27 protein-coding genes are annotated in these 25790 nt (G+C 63.9%); 12 read left to right on the top strand and 15 right to left on the bottom strand.

The annotated features are described in order from the left end of the window. Positions 1–469: 469 nt before the first annotated feature. The 4 genes from RAD04_RS19980 to RAD04_RS19965 all read left to right on the top strand — a co-directional run bounded on the left by RAD04_RS19980 (position 470) and on the right by RAD04_RS19965 (position 4007). Complete coding sequence (locus RAD04_RS19980) at positions 470–1474, top strand: hypothetical protein (protein WP_461625115.1); 1005 nt, start codon at positions 470–472, stop codon at positions 1472–1474. A gap of 323 nt (positions 1475–1797) precedes the next feature. Continuing rightward, positions 1798–2262 (top strand): hypothetical protein, encoded by a 465-nt coding sequence (locus tag RAD04_RS19975; RefSeq protein ID WP_461625114.1) that lies wholly within the window; start codon positions 1798–1800, stop codon positions 2260–2262. A 161-nt stretch (positions 2263–2423) separates the two neighbouring features. Beyond that, positions 2424–3446 carry an LLM class flavin-dependent oxidoreductase gene (locus tag RAD04_RS19970; protein ID WP_461625113.1) on the top strand — a complete coding sequence of 341 codons (1023 nt, stop codon included), beginning with the start codon at positions 2424–2426 and terminating at the stop codon, positions 3444–3446. Positions 3447–3545: 99 nt separating this feature from the next. After that, on the top strand, positions 3546–4007 hold the full coding sequence (locus RAD04_RS19965) for a DUF2846 domain-containing protein (RefSeq protein ID WP_104465015.1): 462 nt from the start codon (positions 3546–3548) through the stop codon (positions 4005–4007). A 102-nt stretch (positions 4008–4109) separates the two neighbouring features. On the opposite strand, the gene RAD04_RS19960 is transcribed toward RAD04_RS19965, so the two are convergent. The 7 genes from RAD04_RS19960 to RAD04_RS19930 form a co-directional block, all read right to left on the bottom strand. Beyond that, on the bottom strand, positions 4110–5429 hold the full coding sequence (locus RAD04_RS19960; protein WP_461625112.1) for an aminotransferase class V-fold PLP-dependent enzyme: 1320 nt from the start codon (positions 5427–5429) through the stop codon (positions 4110–4112). A gap of 244 nt (positions 5430–5673) precedes the next feature. Continuing rightward, complete coding sequence (locus RAD04_RS19955) at positions 5674–6132, bottom strand: hypothetical protein (protein WP_461625111.1); 459 nt, start codon at positions 6130–6132, stop codon at positions 5674–5676. 10 nt (positions 6133–6142) lie between these two features. After that, complete coding sequence (locus RAD04_RS19950) at positions 6143–6325, bottom strand: hypothetical protein (protein WP_461625110.1); 183 nt, start codon at positions 6323–6325, stop codon at positions 6143–6145. 134 nt (positions 6326–6459) lie between these two features. After that, on the bottom strand, positions 6460–8019 hold the full coding sequence (locus RAD04_RS19945; RefSeq protein ID WP_461625109.1) for a hypothetical protein: 1560 nt from the start codon (positions 8017–8019) through the stop codon (positions 6460–6462). An 83-nt stretch (positions 8020–8102) separates the two neighbouring features. Further along, positions 8103–9242, bottom strand: a complete 1140-nt coding sequence (locus RAD04_RS19940) for a glycoside hydrolase family 5 protein (RefSeq protein ID WP_461625108.1) — start codon at positions 9240–9242, stop codon at positions 8103–8105. Between the two features lie 2 nt (positions 9243–9244). Beyond that, complete coding sequence (locus RAD04_RS19935) at positions 9245–11416, bottom strand: GumC family protein (RefSeq protein ID WP_461625107.1); 2172 nt, start codon at positions 11414–11416, stop codon at positions 9245–9247. A 126-nt stretch (positions 11417–11542) separates the two neighbouring features. Then, positions 11543–12199, bottom strand: a complete 657-nt coding sequence (locus RAD04_RS19930) for a LysR family transcriptional regulator (RefSeq protein WP_461625106.1) — start codon at positions 12197–12199, stop codon at positions 11543–11545. Between the two features lie 202 nt (positions 12200–12401). On the opposite strand from RAD04_RS19930, the gene RAD04_RS19925 reads away from it, so the two are divergent. Then, positions 12402–13577, top strand: coding sequence for an MFS transporter (locus RAD04_RS19925; protein ID WP_461625307.1), 1176 nt, complete (start codon positions 12402–12404; stop codon positions 13575–13577). On the opposite strand, the gene RAD04_RS19920 is transcribed toward RAD04_RS19925, so the two are convergent. Together RAD04_RS19920 and RAD04_RS19915 are read right to left on the bottom strand one after the other, a co-directional pair. Next, complete coding sequence (locus tag RAD04_RS19920; RefSeq protein ID WP_461625105.1) at positions 13570–14613, bottom strand: zinc-binding dehydrogenase; 1044 nt, start codon at positions 14611–14613, stop codon at positions 13570–13572. The two genes, RAD04_RS19925 and RAD04_RS19920, sit on opposite strands and share 8 nt — an antisense overlap. A 13-nt stretch (positions 14614–14626) precedes the next feature. Beyond that, positions 14627–15292 carry a class I SAM-dependent methyltransferase gene (locus RAD04_RS19915; RefSeq protein WP_461625104.1) on the bottom strand — a complete coding sequence of 222 codons (666 nt, stop codon included), beginning with the start codon at positions 15290–15292 and terminating at the stop codon, positions 14627–14629. Between the two features lie 236 nt (positions 15293–15528). On the opposite strand from RAD04_RS19915, the gene RAD04_RS19910 reads away from it, so the two are divergent. The 4 genes from RAD04_RS19910 (at position 15529) to RAD04_RS19895 (ending at position 17440) form a co-directional block, all read left to right on the top strand. Then, positions 15529–15855 carry a hypothetical protein gene (locus RAD04_RS19910; protein WP_461625103.1) on the top strand — a complete coding sequence of 109 codons (327 nt, stop codon included), beginning with the start codon at positions 15529–15531 and terminating at the stop codon, positions 15853–15855. Positions 15856–16127: 272 nt separating this feature from the next. Further along, positions 16128–16613 carry a GreA/GreB family elongation factor gene (locus tag RAD04_RS19905; protein WP_461625102.1) on the top strand — a complete coding sequence of 162 codons (486 nt, stop codon included), beginning with the start codon at positions 16128–16130 and terminating at the stop codon, positions 16611–16613. A 10-nt stretch (positions 16614–16623) separates the two neighbouring features. Next, positions 16624–17037 carry a nucleoside diphosphate kinase regulator gene (gene rnk, locus RAD04_RS19900; protein ID WP_461625101.1) on the top strand — a complete coding sequence of 138 codons (414 nt, stop codon included), beginning with the start codon at positions 16624–16626 and terminating at the stop codon, positions 17035–17037. A 139-nt stretch (positions 17038–17176) separates the two neighbouring features. Continuing rightward, positions 17177–17440 carry a hypothetical protein gene (locus RAD04_RS19895; protein WP_461625100.1) on the top strand — a complete coding sequence of 88 codons (264 nt, stop codon included), beginning with the start codon at positions 17177–17179 and terminating at the stop codon, positions 17438–17440. Between the two features lie 194 nt (positions 17441–17634). On the opposite strand, the gene RAD04_RS19890 is transcribed toward RAD04_RS19895, so the two are convergent. From RAD04_RS19890 to RAD04_RS19880, 3 genes are read right to left on the bottom strand one after another with little or no spacing between them, the layout of a single operon-like run. Next, positions 17635–18669 carry a tripartite tricarboxylate transporter substrate binding protein gene (locus RAD04_RS19890; RefSeq protein ID WP_461625099.1) on the bottom strand — a complete coding sequence of 345 codons (1035 nt, stop codon included), beginning with the start codon at positions 18667–18669 and terminating at the stop codon, positions 17635–17637. Positions 18670–18691: 22 nt separating this feature from the next. Continuing rightward, complete coding sequence (locus tag RAD04_RS19885) at positions 18692–20779, bottom strand: acetate--CoA ligase family protein (protein WP_461625098.1); 2088 nt, start codon at positions 20777–20779, stop codon at positions 18692–18694. 3 nt (positions 20780–20782) lie between these two features. After that, a complete protein-coding gene (locus tag RAD04_RS19880) occupies positions 20783–21574 on the bottom strand; it encodes an enoyl-CoA hydratase/isomerase family protein (RefSeq protein WP_461625097.1) in 792 nt (263 codons plus the stop codon). Positions 21575–21768: 194 nt separating this feature from the next. Between RAD04_RS19880 and RAD04_RS19875 the strand changes: the two genes are divergently transcribed. From RAD04_RS19875 to RAD04_RS19865, 3 genes are all read left to right on the top strand, one after another. After that, positions 21769–22539, top strand: a complete 771-nt coding sequence (locus RAD04_RS19875; protein ID WP_461625096.1) for an IclR family transcriptional regulator — start codon at positions 21769–21771, stop codon at positions 22537–22539. Positions 22540–22605: 66 nt separating this feature from the next. After that, a complete protein-coding gene (locus tag RAD04_RS19870) occupies positions 22606–22893 on the top strand; it encodes a type II toxin-antitoxin system ParD family antitoxin (protein WP_461625095.1) in 288 nt (95 codons plus the stop codon). Between the two features lie 5 nt (positions 22894–22898). After that, the gene (locus RAD04_RS19865; RefSeq protein ID WP_461625094.1) at positions 22899–23255 is read left to right on the top strand and encodes a type II toxin-antitoxin system RelE/ParE family toxin; all 357 of its coding nucleotides are present in this window, start codon (positions 22899–22901) and stop codon (positions 23253–23255) included. 162 nt (positions 23256–23417) lie between these two features. Here RAD04_RS19865 and RAD04_RS19860 read toward each other — a convergent pair whose 3' ends face one another. From RAD04_RS19860 to RAD04_RS19850, 3 genes are all read right to left on the bottom strand, one after another. Then, positions 23418–24320 (bottom strand): hypothetical protein, encoded by a 903-nt coding sequence (locus RAD04_RS19860; RefSeq protein WP_461625093.1) that lies wholly within the window; start codon positions 24318–24320, stop codon positions 23418–23420. Positions 24321–24392: 72 nt separating this feature from the next. Beyond that, on the bottom strand, positions 24393–24749 hold the full coding sequence (gene queD / locus RAD04_RS19855) for a 6-carboxytetrahydropterin synthase QueD (protein ID WP_461625092.1): 357 nt from the start codon (positions 24747–24749) through the stop codon (positions 24393–24395). A 205-nt stretch (positions 24750–24954) separates the two neighbouring features. Continuing rightward, complete coding sequence (locus tag RAD04_RS19850) at positions 24955–25449, bottom strand: DUF4145 domain-containing protein (RefSeq protein WP_461625306.1); 495 nt, start codon at positions 25447–25449, stop codon at positions 24955–24957. Positions 25450–25790: the final 341 nt, after the last annotated feature.

Genomic DNA, 25790 nt, shown 5'->3' with positions numbered 1-25790 from the left:
AAATGTGGCGGATCGGGGAAGATCAAAGAGGCCGCCGACTGAGGGCGCCGCCCGATGAGTTCGTTGTCATGTTGAAAACGCGGAGCAATCGGCCCGCTCAGTCCGTAATGGTCGAGCGTGTCGTTCAGTTAGTCAAAGTGGCGTCCAGTCTACTCCTCACGGCCGATATCGAGACGTCGGGCGGAGTGGCTGCGATGGGCCATCCAGACATCGCCGATGGGTATAGGATCAGCGTCCACCCGGAGAACGGCAAGTGGCCCGAATAACATCCTTCGTATGGATTCTAACGACTATCATTATCATTGTGGTCGCCACTCCACGACCGGCTCTGGCAACACCGGAAGCGTCTGCATGCGGGTACCTCGCTGGTCTAATCGATAAGGCACCGCCTGGGCCCTTGTTCTTGCCCAGCTATCCGACCGTGGACTCGGGGCCTCTGCGTGGCGCCGCATACCTTTACGACAATGCGGTGGCCGCCATCGCATTGGTCGGTTGCGGTGAGCGAGACAAAGCACGTCGCATCGGCGCGGCGATTCTCTGGGCCATCGACAATGACCGAACCTGGCATGATGGACGGCTCCGGAACGCTTACGCCGGGGGTGTGGTGGCGAATGGCCCTGTCAAACTTCCGGGGTGGTGGGACAACACGCAGAACAAGTGGTTAGAGGATCGCTATCAGGTGGGCAGCGATAACGGTAACATCGCATGGGCCATGTTGGCGTTGCTGTCGATTGATGATGTGAACACTGGCTCTCGATTCCGCGATGGTGCAGCACGGCTTGGCACCTGGGTCGCGCAATGGGCTGACAGGCGCGGGACTGGCGGTTTCACGGGGGGTACGTTTGGGCACGAACCGACGCCCGAGTTGCGGACATGGAAATCGACTGAACACAATACTGACCTCGCCGCCGCGTTCGGCCTTCTTGCAACCCGTACAGGCGATTCGCGCTGGCGTGACATGGCAACAGCTGCTGAGCGCTTCGTAAATACGATGTGGGATTCGGCATGCGGCTGTTTCGCCGCAGGCACCGCCGAAGATGGTGTCACGCGCAATCCGATTTTGGCCCTTGATGCTCAAGTCTGGCCGTTGACGGCGCTCCCCGGAGCGGCCAGGAGATTTGCATCGGCCGTTACGACCGCCGAACAGCGAATGAGAGTCGACGAGGGCTTTTCTTACGGTGAAGACCGAGATGGTGTGTGGACCGAAGGGACAAGCCAAATGGCTCTCTTGCTGAAATTGCTCGGCAGGACTGCGGAGGCAAAATCGTTGGTCGCTGTCATCGAATCCCAGAGGTCGCCGGATGGCGGGTTCTATGCCACAAGTGTCCGAGCGCTACCGACCGGATTCATGCTGGATACCGATCCGGCCAAGCCACGACTCTATTTCCGATTGCCACATCTTGGCGCTGCTTCATGGGCTGCTCTTGCAGAACGGGGATTCAATCCCTTTACGTCGACAAAAGGACTTCCGTAGTTGAACCGCAGTGGCGCCCGTCCAGGTCCGCTTTGGGTCAAAAGCAGCGGTCGCCCAATCGGTCAGGCCGTGTCGGCTATCCTCAAACAGCAGACATGACGATGGCCCTCTCGGTGCTCAGTTCGAAGCCGCTACCAGACCGTGTTCCGACGCCGGAGTACGGTCTGCCCACCGACGTGGGCGGCGGCTTCTCAACGGCTGCAACGCATCACCGACGTTAACCCTGTTGGCAAATGGTTGGCCGTACGCCGGCTGCCGCCGACAAGTTGCCTTATTGCAGCGGAGAATTTTCAGCGGCACTAACCCCGGGTTAGAGGCGCTTTATGCTGAAAATGGCGTTGTTGGGCCTCCTCATCCTGTTGAGCGCAGGCGTGCTGTCGGCAATGGAGCTGAGCGCTCCACCGCGTCGCGCCGTCGCGATCGCCCCGCCGCTTGCCGAGCAGAGCGCAAGCGTCTCTGCGTCACACGACGCGTTGCCGAAGGCCGATCGCCTCGAGGTTGCCGCTGTGAGCAGCGCGATGCCGACACAGGTTGCTCCGGTCGATAACCCCGTTGCTCCGCAAGCCATCCAAGTCGGGTCGACCGCGCCGGAACCGATCGTCCGTCATCGGCGCGATGCGAAGACGATCGCGACCGCCGAACGTCCCAAGCCGAAGCCAAAGGCAATTGTTGCCAAGCGAACTGCCAATGTTCAGCGTGCAAAGGCCGCCAGCGAGCCCGAGCCCTGTCGACTCAAGGCGTTCGGTGGCCTGCTCAAGGCATTGAATTTGACCGGTTGCGAAATCTGAGGCCGCTTCCGGGCATGGCAGATCAAAGTCGAACGACCTGACGTCGTGGTGCGAAGCGGGGCCTGCTTCCTCCTGGAAGCACTTACGGGCACACGCCTTGCCGCCATTTTTCCCTCGGCCAGCGTCTCGCAAATTCTTCCGATCATGCCTACGTTGCCCCCATGAAAAAGATCGGATTTCTGTCCTTCGGGCACTGGACCCCCTCGCCACAATCGCAGACCCGCTCCGCGGCGGACACGCTGCTGCAATCGATCGAGCTAGCCGTTGCGGCCGAGGAGCTGGGCGCGGACGGCGCCTATTTCCGCGTGCACCATTTCGCGCGCCAGCTCGCCTCGCCCTTCCCGCTGCTCGCGGCGGTCGGCGCCAAAACCAGCAGGATCGAGATCGGCACCGCCGTGATCGACATGCGCTACGAGAACCCGCTCTACATGGTGGAGGACGCTGGAAGCGCCGATCTCATCGCCGGCGGACGGCTCCAGCTCGGCATCAGCCGCGGCTCGCCCGAGCAGGTGATCGACGGCTGGCGCTACTTTGGTTATCGCCCGGCCGACGGCCAGAGCGATGCGGACATGGGCCGGCGCCACGCCGAGGTGTTTCTCGACCTGCTTCGCGGTGAAGGCTTTGCCGAGCCCAATCCGCAGCCGATGTTTCCCAACCCGCCGGGGCTGCTGCGCCTGGAGCCGCATGCGCAAGGCCTGCGCGAGCGGATCTGGTGGGGCGCCGGCTCGAACGCCACCGCGGTGTGGGCGGCTAAGCTCGGCATGAATTTGCAGAGCTCGACGCTGAAGAACGACGAGACCGGCGAAGCCTTCCACGTGCAGCAGGCCGCGCAGATCCGCGCCTATCGCGCGGCGTGGAAAGAGGCCGGCCACGCCCGCGAGCCCCGCGTCTCCGTCAGCCGCAGCATCTTTGCGCTGATCGACGATCGCGATCGCGCCTATTTCGGCCGGGGCGGCGAAGGCGAGGACCAGATCGGCTTCATCGACCCGCAGACCCGGGCGATCTTCGGCCGGAGTTATGCCGCCGAGCCCGATGCGCTGATCGAGCAGCTACGCCAGGACGAGGCGATCGCGGAGGCAGACACGCTGCTGTTGACGATCCCGAACCAGTTAGGGGTCGATTACTGTGCGCATGCGATCGAGGCGATCCTGAAGCACGTCGCACCGGCGCTGGGGTGGCGGTGACATGAGCTGGCGCGGCACGACCAGAAGTCGCGATTGACTTCGTCCACCACCCCCGCCAATGATCCCCCGGGGACTGTTGGACTGAATCAGGGGGTTGGAATGGGCTTGCGTCCGGGGATTTTCGTTGCGGCTTTCCTGCTTGCGGGGTGTGCGTCAGGGCCGATGGGCAGCACGGCTCTGACGGATAACGTCAAGGCAAATACTGCGCGGCTGGTGGTCTATCGCTCATCCGCCCTGGGTTTCGCGATCCAACCAAGCTATTCGGTCGATGGACGCTCCGTTGGAGGCAGTCAGGCTGCAGGTTTCTTGGCCTGCGACCTGCCTCCGGGCCGCCACGAGGTTGCGGTCAATAATCTTCCGCTGAGCAGCAATCTGTTCGGACAGGGAAGCGAGAAAGTGAGCCTCGATCTGCGCGCCGGCAGCACCACCTACCTCTCCGCCCAGCCACAGATGGGAATCATCACGCCCGGTGCAATCACGTTGATCCAGGTCGCGGAAAGCCAAGGCCGTGCCGACGTCGCCAGCTTGCATCAGAGCAACAGCTCATGTGGCAAGGCGTGATCTGAGGCGCTCCGCGTTCTCCTGAGAGCCCGCCTAAGCGGGGGTCTCGAAGGATGGCTGCACGAGACTGCTCTCGAATCTGGTTTGCTAGCCGCCTCCACCTCACCCCGTCTTCGTCCCCGTGATCACCGCCAGCGCCTCGACGAGGCGGTCGAGATCGGCCTCATCGGTAAAGAGCGCAGGCGTCACGCGGATGCATTGGCCCCTGGCGACGCCGGCCCGGCGCACCGTCATGACCTTGTGGCTGTCCCGCAGCTTCGCCACGATGGCCTCGTTGTCGGCCTTGCTGGACTTGCCGGTGAGACGGAACGACGTGATCGCGCCGTATGAGCCGACTTCGTCCGGCGTCAGGATCTCGATGTCCTTGAATCCGCGGGCGCGGCTCACCCAATAGTCGCGCAAATGGCGCAAGCGGGCCTGCTTTGCCGCGGCGCCGATCTGCTGATGCAACGCCACGGCCGTCGGCACCGTCAGCACCGTGGCGAAATTGACTGTGCCGGTGTGAACCCGCGAGCGGATATCGGCCTCCGCAAAATCCTCGTCACCCATGTCGCGGTCGATGGCGGCGAGGCGGTCCTTCCTGATGTAGAGGAAGCCCACGCCGAGCGGCGCGCCGATCCATTTGTGCAGATTGAAGCCGACGAAATCAGCCTCGAGCTCACCGACCCGGAAGTCGATCTGCCCCCAGGAATGCGCGGCGTCGACGATGGTGTCGATGCCCTTGGCCTTCGCCATACGGGCGATCTCGGCGATCGGCATGACGAAGCCGGTGCGGTGGCTGACATGGGTCAGGAGCAGAAGTCGCGTCTTCGGGTTCGCCTCGATGGCGCGGGCATAGGCGTCGAGCACCGCCTGGCGGGTGGCGGGCTCCGGCACGTCGAACTTGACCACGTCGACGCCGCGGCGCCCCTTCAGCGCGTTCATCGCATACTGCATCGAATCATAATCGAGGTCGGCATAGAGCACGGCATCGCCTGGCTTCAGCCTGTTGTAGCCGCCGATCAGGAGCTGCAGCGCTTCGGTCGCACCGCGGGTGAGCGCGATCTCCTCGGTCGCCGCGCCGACCGCCTCCGCCACCTTGGCGCGCACCGCCTCGAAATCCGCACCCGCGCGCTGCCGCGCGTAATAGGTGTTCTGAAAGTTGATCATGTCGGACTGGCGGATGAACTCGCGCCGCACCGGCTCGGCCATGATGCCCCAATAGCCGTTCTCGAAATTGACGACATCGGGCGTCACGGCGTAGAGCCCCTTCACTGCCGCCCAATAGGCCTTGTCGGCGGCGATCGCGGCGGCCGAACCAGCCGGCTGCGCCGGAAGGCCCTCGGCCGCCATCGCCGGCGCAGCAATCGGCGCCATGGCTGCGGCCGCGAGGCCCTTGAGGATCGACCGGCGGTCGGACGAAATGGATTTGGTCAGATGCATGTCAGTCTCCACGATGCGCGGCGAAAGGAGCAGCGATCAATAGAGCGCGAATGACAAGGCGATGACAGTTCGATGATGCCGGGCGAGGCAATCGTGCTCCTGGCGTGACCGATTCACCTGCACGTTCGGCACAGCCCATGGCGCGAAGCCCGGCCATGGTCGCCTGCACAAACGTCAACCATCTAGCACCAGGCTCGCAATCTGGTGCCTGAGTGAGTTCGGGCAGGTCTTTATGGCGCCCCGTCTAGTCGGCGCTCAGGCTGTGGCTGATCCGTGTGACGACGCGGTCCCATTGCCGTTTTTCGGCCGCGGGATAATTGATAAGCACGCAGTGCACATAGCCGCGCGAAAAGTTGCAGCGGTCGTACCAAATCTTGTCGCGCTTGATGCTGGAGACCACGAAGAACTTCGCGGCAACACGCCTGTAGATGATGCCGGACGGCGGACTCTTCCTGGCCAGGAATGCAGCCGGCGAAAGACCTTGGCCGTTGGAAACGGCCTGTACGGTGAGATCGGCCCTGCCTTCGGAGGTGCGAAATTGCTGGCCGTAGCCATCGGGCTTGCCGGCCATCTCCTTGAAGAGCGAAGCGGGAATGTCCACCGAGGTCCCGGTCTCGGCGATGCGGTAAGTCGTCCAGCTGTCTGCTTGGGCGGCAGACAGAGTGGCAAGCATCGCGACAATCGCAACAGAGGTCGTCCTCATGTCCGCCTCATCACTCGCGCGGCATCAGTTGCAGCTCCATCAAGGCGATCCTTTGCAGGTCGGCGACGTTGCGCTCGCCCGCGCCGGCCGTGCGCAGGATGGATTCGGCGAGCATGTTGACGTGCGACGCTTGCACCGGCTCCGGCAGGCTCGCAACCGCGGCTTCCAGGGCGCTCGTCATGATCGCGATCACCTCGGGTGAAAATTCAGCGTTGGAGAAATTCTTCATCGTGCGGACCGGCCGCTCATGCGACACACGGGACCAACGCCGGGAAAAATCGGAAGTTCCTGCGTCAGAGCGTTCAGGTGTGGGCGCCTGGCGCTGAGCTACGCCACGGGCTGGTAGCGCGTGAGGTGCCTCAACTCCGCCTGCTCGCTGGCGGCACTCTGCATTCTCACATGACTGCCGATGACGAGGCCCGTGAGCGAGAGCATGAGCCCGAGCGCGAGTGGCGCGAACAGGGCCTCTTCCTGGAACAATCCGTTGAGCAGCACGACCATGACGCCGAAGCCGGCGAGACCCTGCGTCAGATAGCCCGATGAGGCGTAGAGGCGCCATGCCCTAAGCGCCATCGCGAAATAGAAGGCCAGCAGCACGAAGGCGCCAACGCCCATCTGGTACAAGAGCACGCCGATCGCGCTCTCGACGGCGCCATCGATCGTTCCGGCCGCCTGTGCGGCACTCCAGTCGATGGAAAAATAGCTCTCCGACAAATTACCACCAATGCCGAGGCCGCGGCCGAAAGGTCTCTGCACGAATCCGTCCAAACCACCCATCAGTCCAATGACGTGATAGTCGCCGATCTGCAGCCCGAGGCGGATCGCCAGAACCGCGAAGGCGGCCATGCCGAGGAAACCGAGCAACAAGGTCACCACGGCGCCGATCAGACGGGTCGCGATCCAGGCCGCGACCACGAAGATCACCACGATGAGCGCGCCCTTCACGCTGCAAAAGATCAGCAGCGGCAATGCTGCGAGGGCCAGCAGCGGCCGTCCCACCGAGAACAGGAACAGGGCGAGAAACCCGACGCCGTAAGCGAAGCTGATCGGATGCATGTTCGGACCGTTGATGCGCAGCATCTTCGACAGGCCGAACCCTTCGAGCAGGGGCGTGTTCAGAAAATCGAAGCTGAAGCGGTCCTTGAGGTCGACGGGCACGTTGCCGGTGGCCCGCATCTGGGCTTCCCAGACACCCGAATGGGTCGCCTTGAGCTCGTCGAAACCCCAGAACGTATAGCTGTTGGTGATGGCCAGCCAGAGATCGCGGAAGACGAGTTCGACATACCCGCACAGCAGAAGGATGACCGCGAGCGTCACCAGGAACGGCGTGATGCGCACCTCATAGGTCGCGGCCGTCAGAAGCGAGAGCTGGAACAGGAACAGCGGCAGCACGATATTGCGCAGATAGACCGCCGCCGGCTGTCCGTCCTGGATGAAGCCGATCGCGAAATACAGCGACACCACCGCCAGGGTGACGACACCCCAGCGCATGATCTGGTTCACCTCAGCCGATTGATTCCTCTGGCCCAGCACGTAAAGGCCGAACGTCGCCAGCCACATCACAGAGCAGACGAGGAAATTGTAGCCCTTGATGAAGTCGAGATCGGACGGCAGCGGAACCAGCGGCGACAGGATCGAGACGAACAGGTTCTGGAAGAACAGGACGAAAATCGCGATGGCCGGCGCATAGGTCGGGACCGCCAGCACGATGGCGATGCCGATGAGGACCTCGACCACAATGGCCAGGGCCGGATAGGCCAAATGCAGGACCGGAGCAAAACCGATCGCTGCCACGGCGATGCAGAGGGTCGGAACCAGCTCGCGCCAGGCCGGCGGCGACGGCTCGGCCGGCACGGTCTGAACCTGGGTTAAGTCCCCGGCACCCATCGATCGTCCTTTGGCAGCGCGCGGGGAGCACGATAGCGGGGCGATGTGTAAGGATTCCTTAACGATAGCGAAGCGGTGCGATGTCAGCGCCGGCCGGGCCGGGGCGCGCCGAGCAGCGCCCGCATCACGTCGGGATCTGGCTTGCCCGTGCTGCGATCGACGAGGCCAAAGCCTTGCGCCAGCTCCCAATGCGTCCAGCCCCAGCAATGGTCGCGGGCGTAAGCGGTAACGTCCGCCAGCCAGCGCAGCCGACTTTGTCTCGGCGCGCCGGCTTTCAGCACGCCGAACTCGTTGACGATGATCGGCCGCCTGAACTGCTGCTGCCATGCGAGCGCAGGTGCGAGCCAGCGATCGGCCTGCGGCTTGTCCTTGGCGGCGGCGATTGCGACGTCGAGCATGCCGAGCGCCTTGGTCGCGCCCCTCGCCTGCAGATCCTGGCGCAGCGCTTGCACTTTGGGATCGCCGGCGTTGATCGGATAAGGCAGATCCATGATGTCGTGCAGCGGATCCTGCGCATCCCAGTGGGCCTGATGGGTGAACACCATGGGATCATAGAAGTGGATGGCATAGACGATGTCGGGATCCTCCAGCGGACGAAACCGCGGCAGCGAGTCCGCGCGCTGCCAGTTGACCGGACCGATGATGAGGGTCGTGGTGGGAAGCAATTTGCGGACGAAGCCGGCGAGCGTCTCGACCTGCCTTTGCCATGTGTCGGCGTCGATATCGGGCTCGTTGAGCAGCTCGGCGAAGACGCGATCGGCCGGATAGGAGCGGATGACCTGGGCAAGACTGCTCCAGGCGTCCTGCATCTCGCGCAGCGCCGCGTCCGTATCTTCCTTGTGCAGGCGATTGAAACGCTCGCCGGGATGAAGATCGACGGACGTGGCATAGCCGAATGCGGTGAGCTGCTTCAGCGCCGTGTCGAGCACGCGCAGCGTCTCGTCGCGTTCGGCCTTCGATGCGAAACGCGGCATCACGCGTTCGGCCGGGACCGGCAGCCGGACATGGCTCATTCCAGCGCGGCGCAGTTGCTGCAGCAGTTCGCGGCTTGGCACCTCGCCGTTGATCCAGCCGTCGGCATTGAAGCCGCGCGACAATGCGGCGAGCCTCACCGGCGCGACCGTCTGCGGCACGGGCACGCAAGTGTCGGCGAAGGCCGGCGCTCCGAATGAGATCGACAGCAGCATCGCAGCAGTCAGCACACGACGGCGCGCCGCAGTCATCGTCAAACCGCAAGACCCAACGCGCCGCCCTCGGGGTGAGGCGCCGTCGAGCCCGCAGGCGCGTGATTGATGACCAGACCCGTCGGCACGGTCTCATACCTCGACAGCGCGGCGGTTACCCGGCGCATCGCCGCCGAACCGAGCTCGCCGGCGCGCGCCACCATGACGATCAGGTCAGCATGCGCTGCCAGCGCGATTGCGTCGGGCTGCAAGGCGAGATTGCCGGCATGGACGATGATCAGATCGAACTCCGAACGAATATCGTCCTCGGGCCTCGCATCTGCCTTTCGGCCGGCGCTCAGGAGCTCGTCGATCGACTGAAGTCCCGCCGTGGTCGAGCCGTCGTTCCATTCGGTCACCGGCGGCTGGTGACCTGCGAATTCGCCCTGCAGCCGGATCAAGACGCTCATCATGCCCCGGTTCACGGCGGCGCGATTGAGCGAGCGCGCAACGGTGTTGCCGCCGGCGCTCTTGCCGACCGACAGCACGAGCGCAACCTTGCAACCGCGCACCGGCACGCGATCTATCCGCTCGAGCAGCGGCCGCAGATAGGCGCCGAGATCGAGCTCGACTGAGGCGGCGATCGGTCGTTGCCAGACGGTGTTGGTGTGGGCCCCGGCTCCGGATGAAAGATCGGGGATGCGGGCCCAGACAGGAAGGCGCGGCATCGCCTCGGGCCGGGGCGCGGCAGCGGCGGAAGGCTGGACTTGAGTTTGGGCTTGGTGCTGGACTTGCCGGGCTTGCGAGTCCTCTGCCCCCGCGTGCACGGCGGCCTCGGCAGGCGCTGGCCCGCCGGACATGCTCGTCATCGCCGCGATGGCGGCGGTCGATGTCAGCAGCGAGCCGATCGCCAGCGCCGCCAGCAGCAGAGCGAGCGGCGGACGGGTCGAGCGCAGCGGCGGAATGGCGGGCGAAGCGATCTTGGTCTGGGAGTTTTGCAGCTGACGCTGCTCGTTGGTCGTCTTGAACCGCGACAGGAACTGCTCGTAAATGTTCCTGTTGGCATCGGCGTCCCGCTGCAGCTCCTGCAGCTTCACCAGCGCCTGGCCGTCGACCAGCATCTGCGTCTCGACCGCCTTGAGCTGCTTTTCCAGCGCGTTCTGCTGCTCCAGCTGAGCCTCATATTCGGACTTCGCCGTGTCGATGTTCTTTTTCCGCTCGACCTCGATCTGCCGGTTGATATCGGCCAGCTGGCTGTAGGAGATCGCGAGGTCGGGATGGCGGTCGCCGTACACCGCCTTCTTCTGCGCGATCTGGTCATTCAGCGTCGAGCGCTGCGCGCGCAGCATGCTCAACAGGTCCTGCTTCACGGGACCTTCGACATTGGCCTTGAGATCGCGTTGCACCTGCTCGTAGCGCGCCTTGGCTTCCTCGGTGCGAAGACGGGCGGCGGAAACCTGCTGATTGAGATCGGTCACCCGCAATTGCTGCGTGGTTGAATCCTTGCCGGCATTGAGGATCTTGTGCTCGAGCCTGAAGGCGGCGACGGCGTCTTCCGATGCGCGCAGCCGCTCGTTCAACGTGTTCAGCCGGTTCTTGAGCCAGTCGGCCGCCTCGTCCGTGGCCTCGGTGCGGACGCGGCCCTGGCTGGCAACGAACGCCTCGGCGATGGCGTTGGCGTAGTAAGCGGCCCGCTCGGGGCGGTTCGAAGTAAAGGAAATCGCAATGACGTAGGTGAGCCCGCGCCGCGTGATCTCGAGGCGGTTGCGGAATTTCTCGAGCAGGCGCGTCATGTCGGTATAGCCGCCCGCGATATCATCGTCATCTGCGATCTTGAGCTGCTCGATCAGGGGGCGGAGAAAACCGTCCGATTTGGCGATCTCGATCTGGCTCTGAAGCGCCGCGGCGTCCTGGCCGATGCCCGGCAGCACCTCCTGGTCCGAGGTCACGCGCAGCTCCCGGGGATCGAGCACGACCAGGGCGGTCGCGGCGTACCGGACCGGCAGAATCATCAGAACGACGGCGCCGAGGGCAAACAGCGCCACCGCCAGCGTCAGAATGCGCCGGCCGTTCTCGCGCAGGAAAGCGAGCACACCGGTGACGGTCAGCGATCCCTTGATCAGCGCCGGCGCGGCGCCGTCAGGTTTCACCCGCGCAGCCCGCGGCGCTTCCCACGAAGCCGCAGGCTCCGTCGGGGCGATGCTTCGCGGAGTTGCGCGGCTACCGAACGCCATGGGCTCGACTCGAAATCAACTGACAGTCACAGTTCAGAGGCTTTCGACACCGTAAATATCCATGGTTAACCGGCGGTTACGGCCGGCGCGCGAAGCCGTCATGGTAAAACCTTAGAACCGGCCCGTTCAGGCGGAAAAGAACGGCTTGGATGGTCTGCGTGCCGGGCCTGCCGCACTGGTAGCCAGCGGCGCCCTCGGCGTGGCCGGCCGCGCGCGCTCGACATCGCCAAGCAGACAGGACCGCAAGGTTTCGATCTCCGGACAATCGGCAGTGCCGAGCGGCCCGATCAGGAAGCCGCTCTCCAGGGGCTCGCACCTGTAGCCGGGACAGCGTTGCACCCTGTCCGCAATCACGACGTCGACCTTGCCTTCGAGCAGCTCGTGCAGCCCCGCCGGCTGGCTGATGCGAATGGCGAGCTGGGGCTCGGCCCGGCGGAACTGCGCCAGGCGCGCCCGCAACGCATCGACCGCAAAACTGGCGTGGAGCCCGATATGCATCAGGCTTGTGACGCCCTCGGGCTTGAGCTCGGCGGTGGCCTCGGCAAGGCAACGAAAGGCGTCACGGACCCGCGCCAGGTAGGTTTCGCCGGCAGAGGTCAGAATGATCTGCCGTGTCCGTCGCTCGAACAGCTGCACGCCCAGCCGCTCCTCCAGCAGACGGACTTGCTGGCTGACGGCACCGGCGGTGACGTGCAGCTCATGAGCGGCTTGCTTGAAGCTGAGATGGCGGGCGGCGGCCTCGAAGGCGCGCAGGGCATTGAGTGGCGGCAGCAGATACGTCATGGCCGGCTCCGGGCGATGCGGGAAGGCCGCGAGGATGCATGAGTTTTGCTCGCTCGACAAAAGAGAAATCCTGCTTTGTCGCCGGTGAAGGCGAGCGATACCCCAGGGCCGATCCTAGCCCAGCCCGAGGAAACCTGTCGCAGTGCCACCCGAAACGCCGTCGATCGAAAACTCCTATTCCTGGATTCGCCTCACCGTCTCCATGGCACTCAGCACACTGGGCTGCGTCGGCATGTGGTCGCTGGTCGTGGCATTGCCGGCGGTGCAGGCCGATTTCAATGCGCCCCGCGCCGAGGCGACGCTGCCCTACACGCTCGCCATCATCGGCTTCATGATCGGCGGCATCGTGATCGGCCGCCTGACAGATCGCTTCGGCATCCTGCCGCCGCTGGCCGGCGGCACGGTCCTGATGAGTCTCGGCTACGTCCTCACCGCCTTCGCACCAAGCCTGTTCGTGTTCGCGCTGATCTCAGGACTCACGATCGGCCTCGGCGGCGCGGCCAGCTTCGCGCCTTTGGTCGCCGACGTCTCGCTGTGGTTCGACAAGCACCGCGGCCTTGCCATTTCCCTGGCGATGGCCGGCAGCTCTCTGGCCGGCGTGGTCTGGCCACCGATCGTCCAGCACGCCATCGCCGCGTATGGCTGGCGGCAGACCCATATCGGCATCGGCCTGTTCTGCCTGGCGACGATGCTGCCGCTGTCTCTGGTTTTGCTGCGGCGGCCCGGCGTCCGCATGGCCGCACGCGAAGCGGCAGGCAGCGGCAGCACGATGCAGACCATCGGCCTGCCCCCTTCCGTCACCCAGGGCCTGCTGGCGTTAGCCGGCATCTGCTGCTGCGTCGCCATGGCGATGCCACAGGTCCACCTGGTCGCCTATTGCGGCGACCTCGGCTACGGCTCTGCGCGCGGCGCCGAAATGCTGGCAGTCATGCTCGGCTTCAGCGTGGCGAGCCGCTTTGTTTTCGGCTGGCTGTTGAACCGCATCGGCGGCCTGCCGACCTTGCTGCTGGGCTCGGCGATGCAGGCCATGGCACTCGCGCTCTATCTGCCGTTCAACGGGCTGGTCTCACTCTACGTCGTGTCCGCCATTTTCGGCCTGGCGCAGGGCGGCATCGTGCCGAGCTATGCGGTGATCATCCGCGAGCTGTTCCCGGCGCGGGAAGCCGGCTTCCGCGTCAGCCTCGCCATCTCGGTCACCCTCGCCGGCATGGCGCTGGGAGCCTGGATGGCCGGCGCGACCTACGACTGGACCGGCTCCTATGCTTCGGCGCTGGTCAATGGCATCGCCTGGAACATCGTGAACATGGCGATCGCAGCCTGGCTGCTGCAGCGCCAGCGTCGGCATGTTGTCGGCGTCGTCGCCGCCGCGCTCAGCTGATGTTCAGCAGGATCCGCCCCGATGTGCCGCTGCGCATCAAATCCAGCGCGTCGTTGACGTCGTCGAGCGCGAACTCGTGGGTCACGATCCCGCGGTAGCTCACCTTGCCGGCATCGCTCAGGCGAACGAGACGCGGGATATCGCGCGCGGGCTGGCACTGCCCGCCTTCGGAGCCCTTCAGCACCTTCTCGAAATGTAACGGCAGCGTGTAGATCTCGGCCTTCTCGCGGGGAACGCCGACGAGGATGCAGCGGCCCTTCTTCGCCGTGATCTCGTAGGCGAGCTCGATCAGATTCTTGACGCCGGTGGTCTCGACGACCTTGTCGGGCCCCTCGGTGCCGGTGATGGAGCGAACCTCGGCAGCGACATCCTTCACCGCGTCGGAGTTGATGGTGTGGGTGGCGCCGAAATCCTTCGCCATCGCCAGCTTGTTGTCGAGGCGGTCGATCGCAATGACGGGATAGGCGCCGACCATCGCGGCGAATTGCACGATGTTCAACCCGACGCCGCCGACGCCGAACACGACGACAGCTTCGCCGATGGCGATTTGCGCATCGTTGTTGACGACGCCAAGTGCGGTCGTCACCGCGCAGCCGAGCAGCGGCGCGCTGGTGCGGTCGATCGAGGCGGGAACGGGCGTGACACGGTTCTCCGAGACCACGGCATATTCATTGAAGGTGGTGACCCAGCCCGCATTGAGGCGCTTGCCGCGCCAGGAATAGGCCGGCGTATTGGACTGGATGCCCTTGCCGGGCCGCCAATGCATGACGACGGTGTCGCCCCGCTTGCAGGAGACGACGCCGGGTCCGGTTTCGACGATCGTGGCGAGCGCTTCGTGCCCCAAGAGATGCGGCAGGAACTTGTCGACGCCTTTGACGGCGTCGATCTCGTTGATCTGCGCGCCGCAGATGCTCGACGTGTGCACGTGCGCGAGCACCTGGCCGTGTTCCAGCGCATCCGGCAGAGTGAACTCGTCGATGATCAGCGGCTTGCCCGTTTCGACGAGAATGGCCGCCTTGGCAGTCTTGATGTCCATGAGGAGCGCCCGATCACTCGAAATAGATGAATTCGTAATCCCCGGTGTAGCCGAGCTTGCCGTACAGCCAGATCCATTCGGACGTGTGCAGGATGGACTCCGCCGTCAGCGCCCAGCATTCGAGGTTGTGCAATTCGGCGACGTTCCGGTAGGCCTCGACCATGATGTATTTGTTCTTGCCGACCCGCTCGACCTCCTTGAGCGCCGCCTCGAGCTCGTACAGCCGAAGATTGTGCAGGGTGCCGAGCGAGATGACGAGATCGAAACTGTCATCGCCATAGGGATAGATGTCCTGGGCGCGATAGTTGAAGAGGTAGGGCTTCACCTGCTCGTGCGCATTTTCGAGGCCGTGCTTGGAGATATCGAAGCCGACAACCTTCAAACCCGGCAGGATCTTTTGCATCTCGTACAGCAGAAAGCCCTTGCCGCAGCCGACGTCGAGCACGCTGGAGCCGTTCTTCAGGCCATAGGTCTCGATCAGCGCCTTCGCGACCGGCGCCCAGCGCCCCTCGATGAAGCGGTAGCCGCCATAGCCGAAGCGGCGGTCGCCGTCCCAATAATCGACCTCGTATTCCCGCGCTTTCAGCGAGCAGCCGATCTTGTCGTCATTCATGCGGCCCATGTAGTCGCGCTTCGTCGCCGTATGTAGCGGCGTCACGATATTCAGTAGTCGTCCCATTGAGCCCTCAGATTCCAACACGCGCTGCGATTGTCGCGACCGGCTGGGGAGCCCTGAGTCGCGACTTGCGAGTCGTTCTAGCATTGGTCGTCGGGATCATCATTGTTTCAGATCAATGATGGGGAATTCCAAGACGGGACCGTCAGCAGCCGGCACAGGTTCCGCCGCCGGCAGCGACAGGGAGGCGCATGGAACGAGACTGCGAAGCACGGCGTTTTGCCTGGAAGGAGTCCACCATGCCGACCAAGCCGACCATCGCTCGCATTTGGCGCGGTCGCACCCGCCGCGATCTCGCCGACGCCTACCAAGCCTATCTGCAGGCCGAGGGCATTCCGCCGCTGCGAGGGACCGCGCTCGGTGTGCAGCAATTGCGCGAGGACCGCGACGAGGAGACGTGGTTCACGACCATCTCCTATTGGACGGACATCGCGGCCATGACGGCCTTCACCAAGGGCGAGCCGACCAAGGTCCATCATCTCGCGCGCGACGCGGAATTCCTGATCGAGCTGCCGGAGCGCATCGAGATCCACCGCATCCTGATCGACGAGCAAGGTCTGCGGTGAAAGCATAAGCTGTACAACGAAGCTCACATCGCCTCTCAACCGCTGCCTGATGCAATGATTCAACCGCTCGCGACTGTGCGGTTTCGCCGCAATGGTGGCCGTGAAATGAATCACTATAGTCAGGCTGTCATGGCATATGTCGTCGACATAGATGCGCGCACCGCGCGCTTTGGTCTTCACGCCGGCCGCCTTCAAGCAGGCGGTTAGCCGGACGGTGCTTGCGCCGTCCGGGCTCTTTTCCAGCTTTCGTGACCTCGCCCTGAGAGGTCGTCTTGAAGCAGAAGGAGTGTGCCGTGCTGCCTCTTCCAAGAATCGCGCTCACCGCATCGGACTATCCGCGACTCGAACGACTTGCCCGCCTTGCCGCCCAAAAAGGCGATTTGGACGGGATATTCCTCATCAGTGAGGTCAACCGTGCCGACATCGTGCCGAACGATTGGGACGATCTCCGTTCGCGGGTGACCGTGGGATCATGGGTCACCTATTGCACGAACTGGGGCGTTCCGCGCCGCATCGTGCAACTGGTCTGGCCCGAGGAGTGTGGGTCGGATCCCGCCCGCATTTCGGTCCTGACACCTTTGGGGGCAGCCTTGATCGGCCTGCGGGTCGGCGACCAAATGCCATACATCCTCGCCGGCTGCCTGAACGTCGTCAGGGTTCAGGACGTCACCCAATCAAGCCCCAACGTCGTCCCGCTCTTCCGGGCTCATCGGCGCAGCAAGCCGCTCGATGACGATCCCGGTCCAACTGCAGCATAGGAGACATCAAATGCACAACTTCGAAACCGAGATTCGGCGAGATCAGCCGGCGTTGCCGCCGATCAAGATCACTGAAGACGAATCGCGGCGTCTCAGCTCGCTGGCGAATTCGACCATGGATCTGTTTCCCCGTGTCGCCCAGTTTCTGGCGCGCGAACTGGAGCGCGCGTCGGTCGCCGCAGAGAACGATTTGCGCGGCGTGGTCAGGATGGGCTCCAAAGTGAGCTATCGCGATGACGAGAAAGGTGCCAGTCGGGAGATCGTGCTGGTCTATCCGCACGAGGCGAACATCGAACTCAACCGGGTCTCGATCCTGACGCCTGTTGGAGCGGCCCTGATCGGCCTCTCGGAGGGGCAGCGGATCGAATTCGAGACGCCCGACAAGCGTGTCAGGGGGCTGACCGTTCTCGCCGTCTCCGAATGAGGGCTGTCATCCGACTGAGGATAGGCCTCCTGCGCTAGGAACGCGCCCCGTCAGGCGCGTTCCGTGTGCGGACCCAGGAGAGCCCCGCAGAGGCCGACATCGTGACGGAAACACCTCCTCGTTCTCAACGGAAACCGCCATGAAAAACATCAGTGCCGGCCAGATCGCCCTGTTGGTCGCTCTCGGAGCCATGTTGATCCTCACGGGCGTTTGGGGATTCTCAGTCTGGGGAGCCAGCAGCGGGGTCGACATGGGCAAGCATGGCTGGATCGCGCTTGGCCTCGGAGCTTTCTTCTCCCTTCTCGTCGGCTGCGGGCTGATGGCCCTGATGTTCTTCAGTAGCCGCAGCGGTCACGATGATGTCGCCGATCCCTTCCGCCGGCGTGACGGCGAGGACAGATAGGAGCGAGGCGTGCGCGGTATCTCGCAATGCGCTGGCCCCGTTCTGCTCTCCGGCTATCCTTACGAACAAGGGACCTATCTGGGCCGCGATGGTCTGCGTCACTCCTGTCCGTGACGCTCACATGAGCATGCGGCAGCCTCCGCGCACCGCGAGAGGCTGCCGACACTCAAAGGTGGTTCAAGCGCAGCCCGTGTCTATTGCACCTCGATGTTGGCGTCCTTGACCAGCTTGCGCCAGCGCTCCTCCTCCTGCCCGACATAGCGATCGAGCTGTTCCGGAGCGCCGCCGACCATGATGAGGCCTTCGTTGGCCTCCAGCTTCTTGAAAGCGCCGGACTGAACCGCCTTTGCGATTGCCTGATTGAGACGTGCAATCACCGGAGCGGGCGTCTTGGCCGGAGCGTACAATCCGTACCAGGATTCGGCGGCGTAGCCGGGCACTCCGGCCTCGGCGACAGCAGGTAATTGCGGAAATGCCGCCGAACGTTCGGCGGACGTGACAGCCAGCGCCCGGAGCTGGCCTGCAGCCACCAGCGAGGCCGCGCTTGCCACGGTGGTGAACATCACGTCGATCTGTCCACCCAAGAGATCGCTGATCGCGGGCGCCGCGCCCTTGTAGGGCACCGCCGTCATCTTGACCTTGGCCATCGCATTGAACAGCTCGCCTGCGAGATGGGCCGAGGTGCCGGTGCCGAACGTGCCGAAATTGAGCTTGCCGGGATTGGCCTTGGCTTCTGCGATCAAATCCGAGATCGAGTTGATCCTGGATGCGGGGTTGACGACGACGATATTGAAGGACCGCGCGATCAGCGAGACCGCGGCGAAATCCTTGTGCGGATCAAACGGCAGCTTTTTGTACAGGCTCGGATTGACCGCGTGCGCGAAGGTCGCCATCAGCAGCGAATAGCCGTCGGGCTCGCTGGTCGCCACCGTCTGGGTCCCGATGATGGTCCCCGCGCCCGGCTTGTTCTCGATGATGACAGACTTGCCGAGATCCGTCTGGATTTCCTGCGCCGTCGTTCGCGCCATGATGTCGGTCCCGCCGCCGGCTGCGAAGGGCACCACGATCTTGATGATCTTTTCGGGATATTCGGCGCGCGCCGGCGCCAGTCCGAGCCCGGCAACCGCCGGCACGACGGCACAAGCGAGGACGGCGAGGTTCAGCCAGCGCCGCACGGCGAAGCCGTTCCCGCACGCGCCGTCGTGATTGATGTTTCCGCCACTGGCCATCTGGAGCTCCATCCGATTTTGTTCAGGCATCGAGAACAACCAATCCGTCTGCCGCCTTCACGCCCCCGCCCGCCGGCAATACGAACACCGGGTTGATCTCGGCCTCGACGAGGTGATCGCCGAGTTGCGCAACCATGCGCGAGAAAGCGACGATCGCTTCTGCGAGCGCTTCGACATCGCATTTCGGCCGGCCCCGAAAACCGTCCAGCAATGGCCATGTGACGAGATCGCGCGCCATCGCTTTCGCCTCTGACACGCTGAGGCCGCCATCCGGTGGCAGCAGGCGCATCGTCGTGTCCTTGAACAATTCGGCAGTGACTCCGCCCATGCCGAGGAGGATGGCCGTTCCCAGGGGATCGCGATGCATTCCGAGAATGATCTCGACGCCACCTGAAACCATCTCCTGAACCAGGAACCGGTCCGGTCGTGTCCCGACCCTGGCCTCGACCTCGTCCGTCATTTCCGTCAGGCGGCCGCCGATCGTCTCGGCGGTCAGGTTGACTGCGACGCCGCCGACATCGCTCTTGTGCGCGATCTCGCGGGAGAGGATCTTGAGCACGACCAGGCCGCCGAAGTCTCGTGCGGCCTGCTCCGCTTCGCTCGCCGTTGCGACCACCTTCTCTGCAGCGACAGGAACACCAAAGCGGGCGAACAGCGCCTTGGCCTGAGCCTCATCCAGCGATCCCGCCGGGAAGTCGCTGACATCTGCTGCCGTCAGGGGCGAGGTGGGTGTCTGGACCTGCTCCGGCGCTCCCGCCCGCAAGAGCCCGTCGAGCGCAGCTGCGCAGCTCTCGGCGGACGTGTAGGCCGGGACGCCTCGCCGGGTGAGGACGGAAACCACCTCGGGCGCGTAGGGACTCACATGGGCAATGACGGGTTTGTCGCTGAGCTGCAGGCAGTTGTGGATGGCATCGGCCATCAGGCTCGGCGATCCCACGGCTGACGAGCCGGCAATGACGACCAGCGCATCGTAGGAGGGACTTCCGAGCAGGATGCGGATGGCGGCGCGAAGCAGATCCGGCTGCAGGCCGGCGAGGGTCACGTCGATCGGGTTGCGATCGAGATTGGCTTGCGGTCCCGACTGGAGGCTGCGCAATTGCGCGGCCGTCTCAGTGTCGGGGGAGGGCGTTGCAAAGCCGGCGACGCCGAGACTGTCTGATACGATCGTGCCGGCGCCGCCGGTCGAGGTGAGGATCGCAACACGCCGGCCGGAGAGCTTCCGTCCCGCGGCAAGGGCTGCCGGAATGTCGAGCAGATCTTCGAACGTCCTGGCGCGGATCACGCCGAGTTGCCTGAACAAGGCGTCATACATGCGGTCCGAACCGGCCAGCGCGCCGGTGTGCGAGACCGCCGCCTGTGCGCCTGCCTCCGATCGACCGATCTTGAAGGCGACAATTGGCTTGCCGGCGCGCCGCGCTTTCAGAACCGCCTGACGAAAGCGAGCCGGATTGCGGATCGCCTCGACATAGAGCGCAATGACGCCGGTTGCGCTGTCGTCGGCGAGAAAATCGATGAAATCAGCCAGTTCGAGATCGGCTTCGTTGCTGGTCGACACCAGCTTGGACAGACCGACCCCACGCGCCGCGGCGCGCGACAGCAAGGCGCCGAGAATGCCCCCGCTTTGCGAGACCAATCCGATGGCGCCCGCCGGGAAGTCATCCATCGCCAGCGCGCCCGACGCCGACAGCACGATATTGTCGGTGAGATTGACGAGGCCGATCGTGTTCGGCCCGAGTATCCGCATGGAGCCGGCGGCTTGCATGAGCTGCTTCTGACGCTCGGCACCTTCTGCCCCTGTTTCAGTGAAGCCGCTGGCAAGAACGATCGCCGCGGCAGCCCCCCGCTCGGACAATTCGCGCACCGCGATGTGCGCGCGCTCGGCGCCAAGCAGGACTACACCGACGTCAGGCACGTCAGGCAGCGAGGCGATGTCGGGGTAGCAGGTCAGACCGCCGATGCTTTCGACCTTCGGGTTGACGGGATAGATCTCACCCGCAAAGCCATGCTTCTGGAGATAGGACACCGGTCGCCCCGACGTCTTGCTCGGGTCCGCCGATGCACCGATGACGGCAACGCTACGCGGCCGGATCAGGCGTTCGATCGCATCCATGGCTCAATCCTTCGACGCGGATTGCGCAAGGAACGCGGTCACCGCGTCGCGATGCTCCGCGCTGGTGTAGCAGATCGCCTGCGCCTGGCTGCCGAGACTGAAGATGTCATTGGCGGAATGCTCGAACGTCTCGTTCAGGATCTTCTTGCCCAGCGCCAGCGCGGTGAGAGAGCCCTGAGCCAGTTCGCCCGCCCAGGCCTGCGCTGCCGACAGGAGCTCGCTCGAGGCCACCTTGCGATCGACGATGCCGAGCGCGAGCGCTTCGTCGGCCTCGACGACGCGCCCGGTGAAGATCAGCTCTTTCGCCTTGGGAAGCCCGACCCGGCGCGGCAGGAAATACAGGCCGCCACCGTCGGGGATCAAACCGCGCTTGATGTAGGACCAGCTGAATTTCGATCGCTCCGTTGCCATGATGAAGTCGCAGGCCAGCGCAGTGTCCGCACCGAGGCCCGCCGCAGCGCCGTTGACAGCGGCGATCGTCGGCTTCGGCAGGCCCAGCAAGAACGATTGCACGTGATGCACGCCCTGCTGACGGCTCCATCCGTTGAATGCAACTTCGCCCTGCGGCGCCTCGAGCCGGCGCTTCATTCCGCTGATGTCGCCGCCAGCGCAGAACGCACTGCCGCGCCCGGTCAGCACCAGAGCCTTGATCGCTTTGTCGCGAGCCACGGTTTCGAGCGCACCGACGAACTCGGCGCGCATGTCGTCGCTCATGGCGTTGCGCCGGTCCGGCCGGTTGAATGCAATCGTCGCGACACCGGCCTCGACGGAAAATTCGATGAGCTGATAGGACATGGCAAGCTCCTTGGTTGGAGTCGGATCGATCGCCGCGACGCATTGCGGGTGTCGAATGCCGATTTCGGCCGTGCCGTTTCCTCGTTGGGCCCCAGGTGCGGCCGGGCGTTCTTCTTCCCTGTGCTGATAGCGGCTTGCGTCCGCCTGAACATCCCCCTAATTCCACTTAGTGGAAACGCTGGGCGGAGGCTGATGTGGCGCAGGCGCGCAGATATGCGGGCGGGGTTGACGGCAACCGCTCGCTCGAACGGGGCATCGAGATCCTCCGGTCGTTCCGGCCCGGCGTCGACACGCTTGGCAACGGCGAGATTTCGGAGCGAACAGGATTGCCGCGATCGACGGTCAGCCGGCTGACGCGAACGCTGGTCAATTCCGGGATGCTCGACGAGGTCCGTAACCAGCGGACCTACCGGCTTGCCGCCTCCGTCATCAGCATAGGTCACGCGATGCGGACGGGATCACCGGTGCTCAACGCGATCGGACCGATGATGCGGGTCGAATCGGCCAAGCGCCGGCTCAATGTCGGGCTCGCGACCGCGGATCGCACCATGATGGTTTATCTGGAGTCGATCCGCTACAGCCCTCGAGCGGCGCTGCGCAACGTCGTCGCCGGCCAGCAGGTCCCGATGGAGTTGACGTCGCTGGGGCGTGCGTACCTCGCCGGCATTGCCGAGGCCGAGCGCGAGCGATTGCTGAAACTGTTCAAGAGGCGCAGCACTGCTGCCACCAAGGCGCTGCTTGCGGGCGTCAGGACATCGATTCGCTCGGTCGAACGCAACGGCTATTGCGCGGTGTCGTGGCAACCCGGCGTTCTCGCCGTTGCCACGCCCATCGTGCTGGGCGGGCTTCCGGTCTACGCACTCAACATGAGCCTGCAGAATGTCGATCGGTCCGAGGCGCTGGCCGGCGAGATGGGCGCGTACCTCAACGCCTTCGCGGCCAAGTGCAAGGAGGTGCTGGGTTGAGGAGATCACACGCCCATGGCATAATATGCCATAGGTAGCCTGGCTTTGAGCAACAGGGAAATGCCGATGCCCACCCGAAACGTCGTGCTGACAGAGCGTCAGGAAGAGCTCCTTGAGACCCTCGTCAAGTCTGGCCGCTACCAGAATGCCAGCGAGGTGCTGCGCGACGGGTTGCGGCTCGTGGAGCAACGCGAGGCGGAAGATGCAGGCAAGCTGAAAGCCCTGCGGGGCGCGGCGCGCGCCGGCGTCGGGGCATTGGACCAGGGAGACTTCAAGGAATTTGAAAGTGTCGAGGACCTGCAAACTTATCTGACCGACCTCTCGGAGAAGATCATCTCCCGAACCGCCGAATAGCCGTCATGGCCAGGCGGAGATGGCGCGTTCGTCTCGGCGCAGCTGCAGAGGTCGACTTTGCCAACATCCTCAGATGGACCACCGAGAATTTTGGCGCGCGACAATCTCGAATCTATCGCGATACCCTTGTTCAGGCGATGGGCGAGCTTGCCGACGGTCCCAATGTTGCGGGCTCCAGGCCCCGAGACGAGATCATGGCAAACCTTCGCACGCTTCACGTGGCGCGGCATGGCCGTCGCGGAAGCCATTTCCTGATGTATCGGGCCGCGCCGGACAGCACGATCGAAATCGTGCGCATCCTTCACGACAGAATGGACTTTCGGCGCCACGTCCCACCCGCCAGCGACGAAGGCAAAGAGTAGGCTCGTGGCATTTCAGAGAGAGCTCGCGGGCCTCGGGAGACGGCAGCGTGCTCTGACGTGGAATCGCAAACTGCGCGTCCGGAACGCTTCGAACGTCCACCCCGCAGATTCCTACGCTCGATCCAGCCGAGCTACGGGCCGCTTGCGCCAGCAACGGCGCCGTTACAGTTTGCCATAAACCCGCCCCGCGACCATCTTCAGGCGCTCGACCGAGCCGGATTCCGGATGCGGCTTGACCGGGGCGAACACGATCGAAGCCTGCCTGCCGTTCTTCCACACGTAGATGGTGACGGCGTTGCCGTTGCCCTTGGTGCAGGAATGCTCGCCGAACGCTTCACCGCCGAGCTCTTGTATCGCCACGTGCTTGCAGGGACCTGCGCGTTTCATCATGCCGATGGCGGTGTCGCGCGAGGTTGCGATCACCGCGACGGTCATGGTGTTGGCCTCGCGATCGAACATCATGCAGCTGCCCGCGCCGGTGCGCTGGACCGTCAGCGTGCTCGCGTCGAGAAAGCCGTCGCCATCCGCGGCCGTGAGCCACTCGCAATTGCCGAACCGTTCGCTGCTCCTGCTCACATTGGCGACGGCCACGCGCGCGGCTTCGGTGACCGGCCCAAGCAGCGTATCGTCGGCGCGCCGGCCGATCGGATAGACGGTGATCTGCAGAATGTAATCGCCGGACAAGGCGACGACCGAGGCCTCCTGACGCTCCGCGCCGGCCGCGCTCATTCCGCCCTGGCCTTCGTCGCCGATCCCGGACACGGCGTTGAGCGGCATGCGCTCGCCAAGCGTCTTGACGAAGGTCGCGTACAATTCCCTGGCGCGGTCCTTGTCGGGATTGCGGAACACGGAGAGCATCATCGTGTCGCCGCGCCCGGCCTGGTAGATGCAGCCGCGGTCGTCCTGATTTGAAATCAGCGACCATTTGAGCGCCGGCATCGCGCCGGCGAGCTCCTTGGCGCTGATGAACGGGCAGGTCTCGGCCGCGCGCGCGGGAAGCACCGGGACGGCTGCGATTGCAAGGAACAGGACGAGGCAGGAGAACAGACGATCGATGGTACGCATGGGACGTACTTACTACCGAACTGGCGCACCCGGAACAATTCGAACCCGCGCCGGATCAGCGCAGGGCCATCGCTACTGCCCGTTATATTCGGCCCAGCAGTCCGCTGTTTCATAGACACGGATCGCCGACAACTGTCGAAGGCTCGGCTTCAACCGGTCCCAGATCCAGATCGCGATATTCTCGGCGGTGGGGTTCTCGAGGCCTTTGACCTCGTTCAGGCAGTGGTGATCCAGCGCGCCCAGGATGTCGGCGAAGCATTTTTCGATGTCGAAAAAATCCGCGACGAAGCCAGTGTGAGGATCGACCGGCCCGTCCAGCCGGACCTCGACCCGGTAGGAATGACCGTGCAGCCGGCGGCATCGATGGGTCTCGGGCACGTTCGGCAGCCGATGCGCCGCCTCGAACTTGAACGCCTGCGATATCTTCATTCCGCTCCTCACACGGCGTCGCCATCCGGTCTCGGGTCCGTCTGGCGACCAGATGCTGCTAGGTCCTGACCTTTCGGCGAAGAATGGCGCGCCCGGAACGAGGCGACCGATGCACAGCTTCTGCCTTGAAAAACAAGCACAATTCTTCTTCGCTGCCTTGCGGCTCGTACCACCTTCTGTGACCACCGACAAGCTCGAAGGGTGATCATCCGGTCTGAGGTTCGCCGTCAGCACGAGACGTCTTGGCCGAAGCCTTCTCGGCAGCAATGGCTCCAATCTGCTGTAGGCGCTGCTCTCGCCTATGGCGCGCTTCGTACCATTCTTCGAAGAGCATTTCCGTCAACTCGATAAGCCGCTGAGCCTCGTCAGGGTCAACGTCGATAATCGTGTTGATGTCCTTCTCCATGTGCGCACCAATGTTCCCGATCCCTCGCACATGGTCGATTGCATCAACGCTATCGTGGTGGACACCTCGTGGCGCATCTCCTTCGTCAACCCGCTTCCGAAGCTCCTTGATTTCATCAATCAACCGACCCTTCTTGATCCCGCAAAAATCGCGGATCATCCCTTGAAGACATCGCCGGATTATGGTGGCTGCCGCTTTTGGGCTGAGGTCCCGAATTGCACAGGCTTCGGCGTAGTCCGCCCGGAGCGGTTCAGGCACGCAAGGGGGCTGCGGCTTTGCGACAGATTGTGGCATCAAGCTCCAACGTTTGGCTGGCAAGCGGATGTACTGCCTGCGTGAGCCCCCCGATGCCGTGGCTGTCGCCGAGTAGAGCCCGGCGGAAAGAGTGAGTTCCTTGCATTGTTCGTTTGCGCACACGACCGCAGTAAATCTTATGCCGGGCATAAGTAACTTGGAGCCTTGAATGTGCAACTCCAGCTCTTGGTCATGGAAGCGTTCAGCAGCTATGACCTGCGCATGGCGACAGTACGAACAAGTCCAGTTCGACCCAATCTCCACTTATGTGTCTCCTGTGTGTCAATGCCGGCGGGACTGCTGGGGGCTCCGGCGATCACCTCTGTTTCAGCCTAACAGCG

The organism is Bradyrhizobium sp. 25ACV, from assembly GCF_054863005.1.
The sequence above is the reverse complement of the archived record's forward strand: the minus strand, read 5'-3'. Positions and strand labels throughout refer to the sequence as shown.

Coding starts and splice junctions, on each gene's coding strand:
- RAD04_RS19935 (WP_461625107.1), bottom strand. CDS start 11,416: ATGGCGTTCGGTAGCCGCGCAACTCCGCGAAGCATCGCCCCGACGGAG.
- RAD04_RS19870 (WP_461625095.1), top strand. CDS start 22,606: ATGCCCACCCGAAACGTCGTGCTGACAGAGCGTCAGGAAGAGCTCCTT.
- RAD04_RS19885 (WP_461625098.1), bottom strand. CDS start 20,779: ATGGATGCGATCGAACGCCTGATCCGGCCGCGTAGCGTTGCCGTCATC.
- RAD04_RS19910 (WP_461625103.1), top strand. CDS start 15,529: ATGCCGACCAAGCCGACCATCGCTCGCATTTGGCGCGGTCGCACCCGC.
- RAD04_RS19850 (WP_461625306.1), bottom strand. CDS start 25,449: ATGCCACAATCTGTCGCAAAGCCGCAGCCCCCTTGCGTGCCTGAACCG.
- RAD04_RS19915 (WP_461625104.1), bottom strand. CDS start 15,292: ATGGGACGACTACTGAATATCGTGACGCCGCTACATACGGCGACGAAG.
- RAD04_RS19880 (WP_461625097.1), bottom strand. CDS start 21,574: ATGTCCTATCAGCTCATCGAATTTTCCGTCGAGGCCGGTGTCGCGACG.
- RAD04_RS19955 (WP_461625111.1), bottom strand. CDS start 6,132: ATGAGGACGACCTCTGTTGCGATTGTCGCGATGCTTGCCACTCTGTCT.
- RAD04_RS19970 (WP_461625113.1), top strand. CDS start 2,424: ATGAAAAAGATCGGATTTCTGTCCTTCGGGCACTGGACCCCCTCGCCA.
- queD (WP_461625092.1), bottom strand. CDS start 24,749: ATGAAGATATCGCAGGCGTTCAAGTTCGAGGCGGCGCATCGGCTGCCG.
- rnk (WP_461625101.1), top strand. CDS start 16,624: ATGCACAACTTCGAAACCGAGATTCGGCGAGATCAGCCGGCGTTGCCG.
- RAD04_RS19945 (WP_461625109.1), bottom strand. CDS start 8,019: ATGGGTGCCGGGGACTTAACCCAGGTTCAGACCGTGCCGGCCGAGCCG.
- RAD04_RS19965 (WP_104465015.1), top strand. CDS start 3,546: ATGGGCTTGCGTCCGGGGATTTTCGTTGCGGCTTTCCTGCTTGCGGGG.
- RAD04_RS19865 (WP_461625094.1), top strand. CDS start 22,899: ATGGCCAGGCGGAGATGGCGCGTTCGTCTCGGCGCAGCTGCAGAGGTC.
- RAD04_RS19960 (WP_461625112.1), bottom strand. CDS start 5,429: ATGCATCTGACCAAATCCATTTCGTCCGACCGCCGGTCGATCCTCAAG.
- RAD04_RS19975 (WP_461625114.1), top strand. CDS start 1,798: ATGCTGAAAATGGCGTTGTTGGGCCTCCTCATCCTGTTGAGCGCAGGC.
- RAD04_RS19895 (WP_461625100.1), top strand. CDS start 17,177: ATGAAAAACATCAGTGCCGGCCAGATCGCCCTGTTGGTCGCTCTCGGA.
- RAD04_RS19930 (WP_461625106.1), bottom strand. CDS start 12,199: ATGACGTATCTGCTGCCGCCACTCAATGCCCTGCGCGCCTTCGAGGCC.
- RAD04_RS19890 (WP_461625099.1), bottom strand. CDS start 18,669: ATGGCCAGTGGCGGAAACATCAATCACGACGGCGCGTGCGGGAACGGC.
- RAD04_RS19925 (WP_461625307.1), top strand. CDS start 12,402: ATGGCACTCAGCACACTGGGCTGCGTCGGCATGTGGTCGCTGGTCGTG.
- RAD04_RS19920 (WP_461625105.1), bottom strand. CDS start 14,613: ATGGACATCAAGACTGCCAAGGCGGCCATTCTCGTCGAAACGGGCAAG.
- RAD04_RS19940 (WP_461625108.1), bottom strand. CDS start 9,242: ATGACTGCGGCGCGCCGTCGTGTGCTGACTGCTGCGATGCTGCTGTCG.
- RAD04_RS19860 (WP_461625093.1), bottom strand. CDS start 24,320: ATGCGTACCATCGATCGTCTGTTCTCCTGCCTCGTCCTGTTCCTTGCA.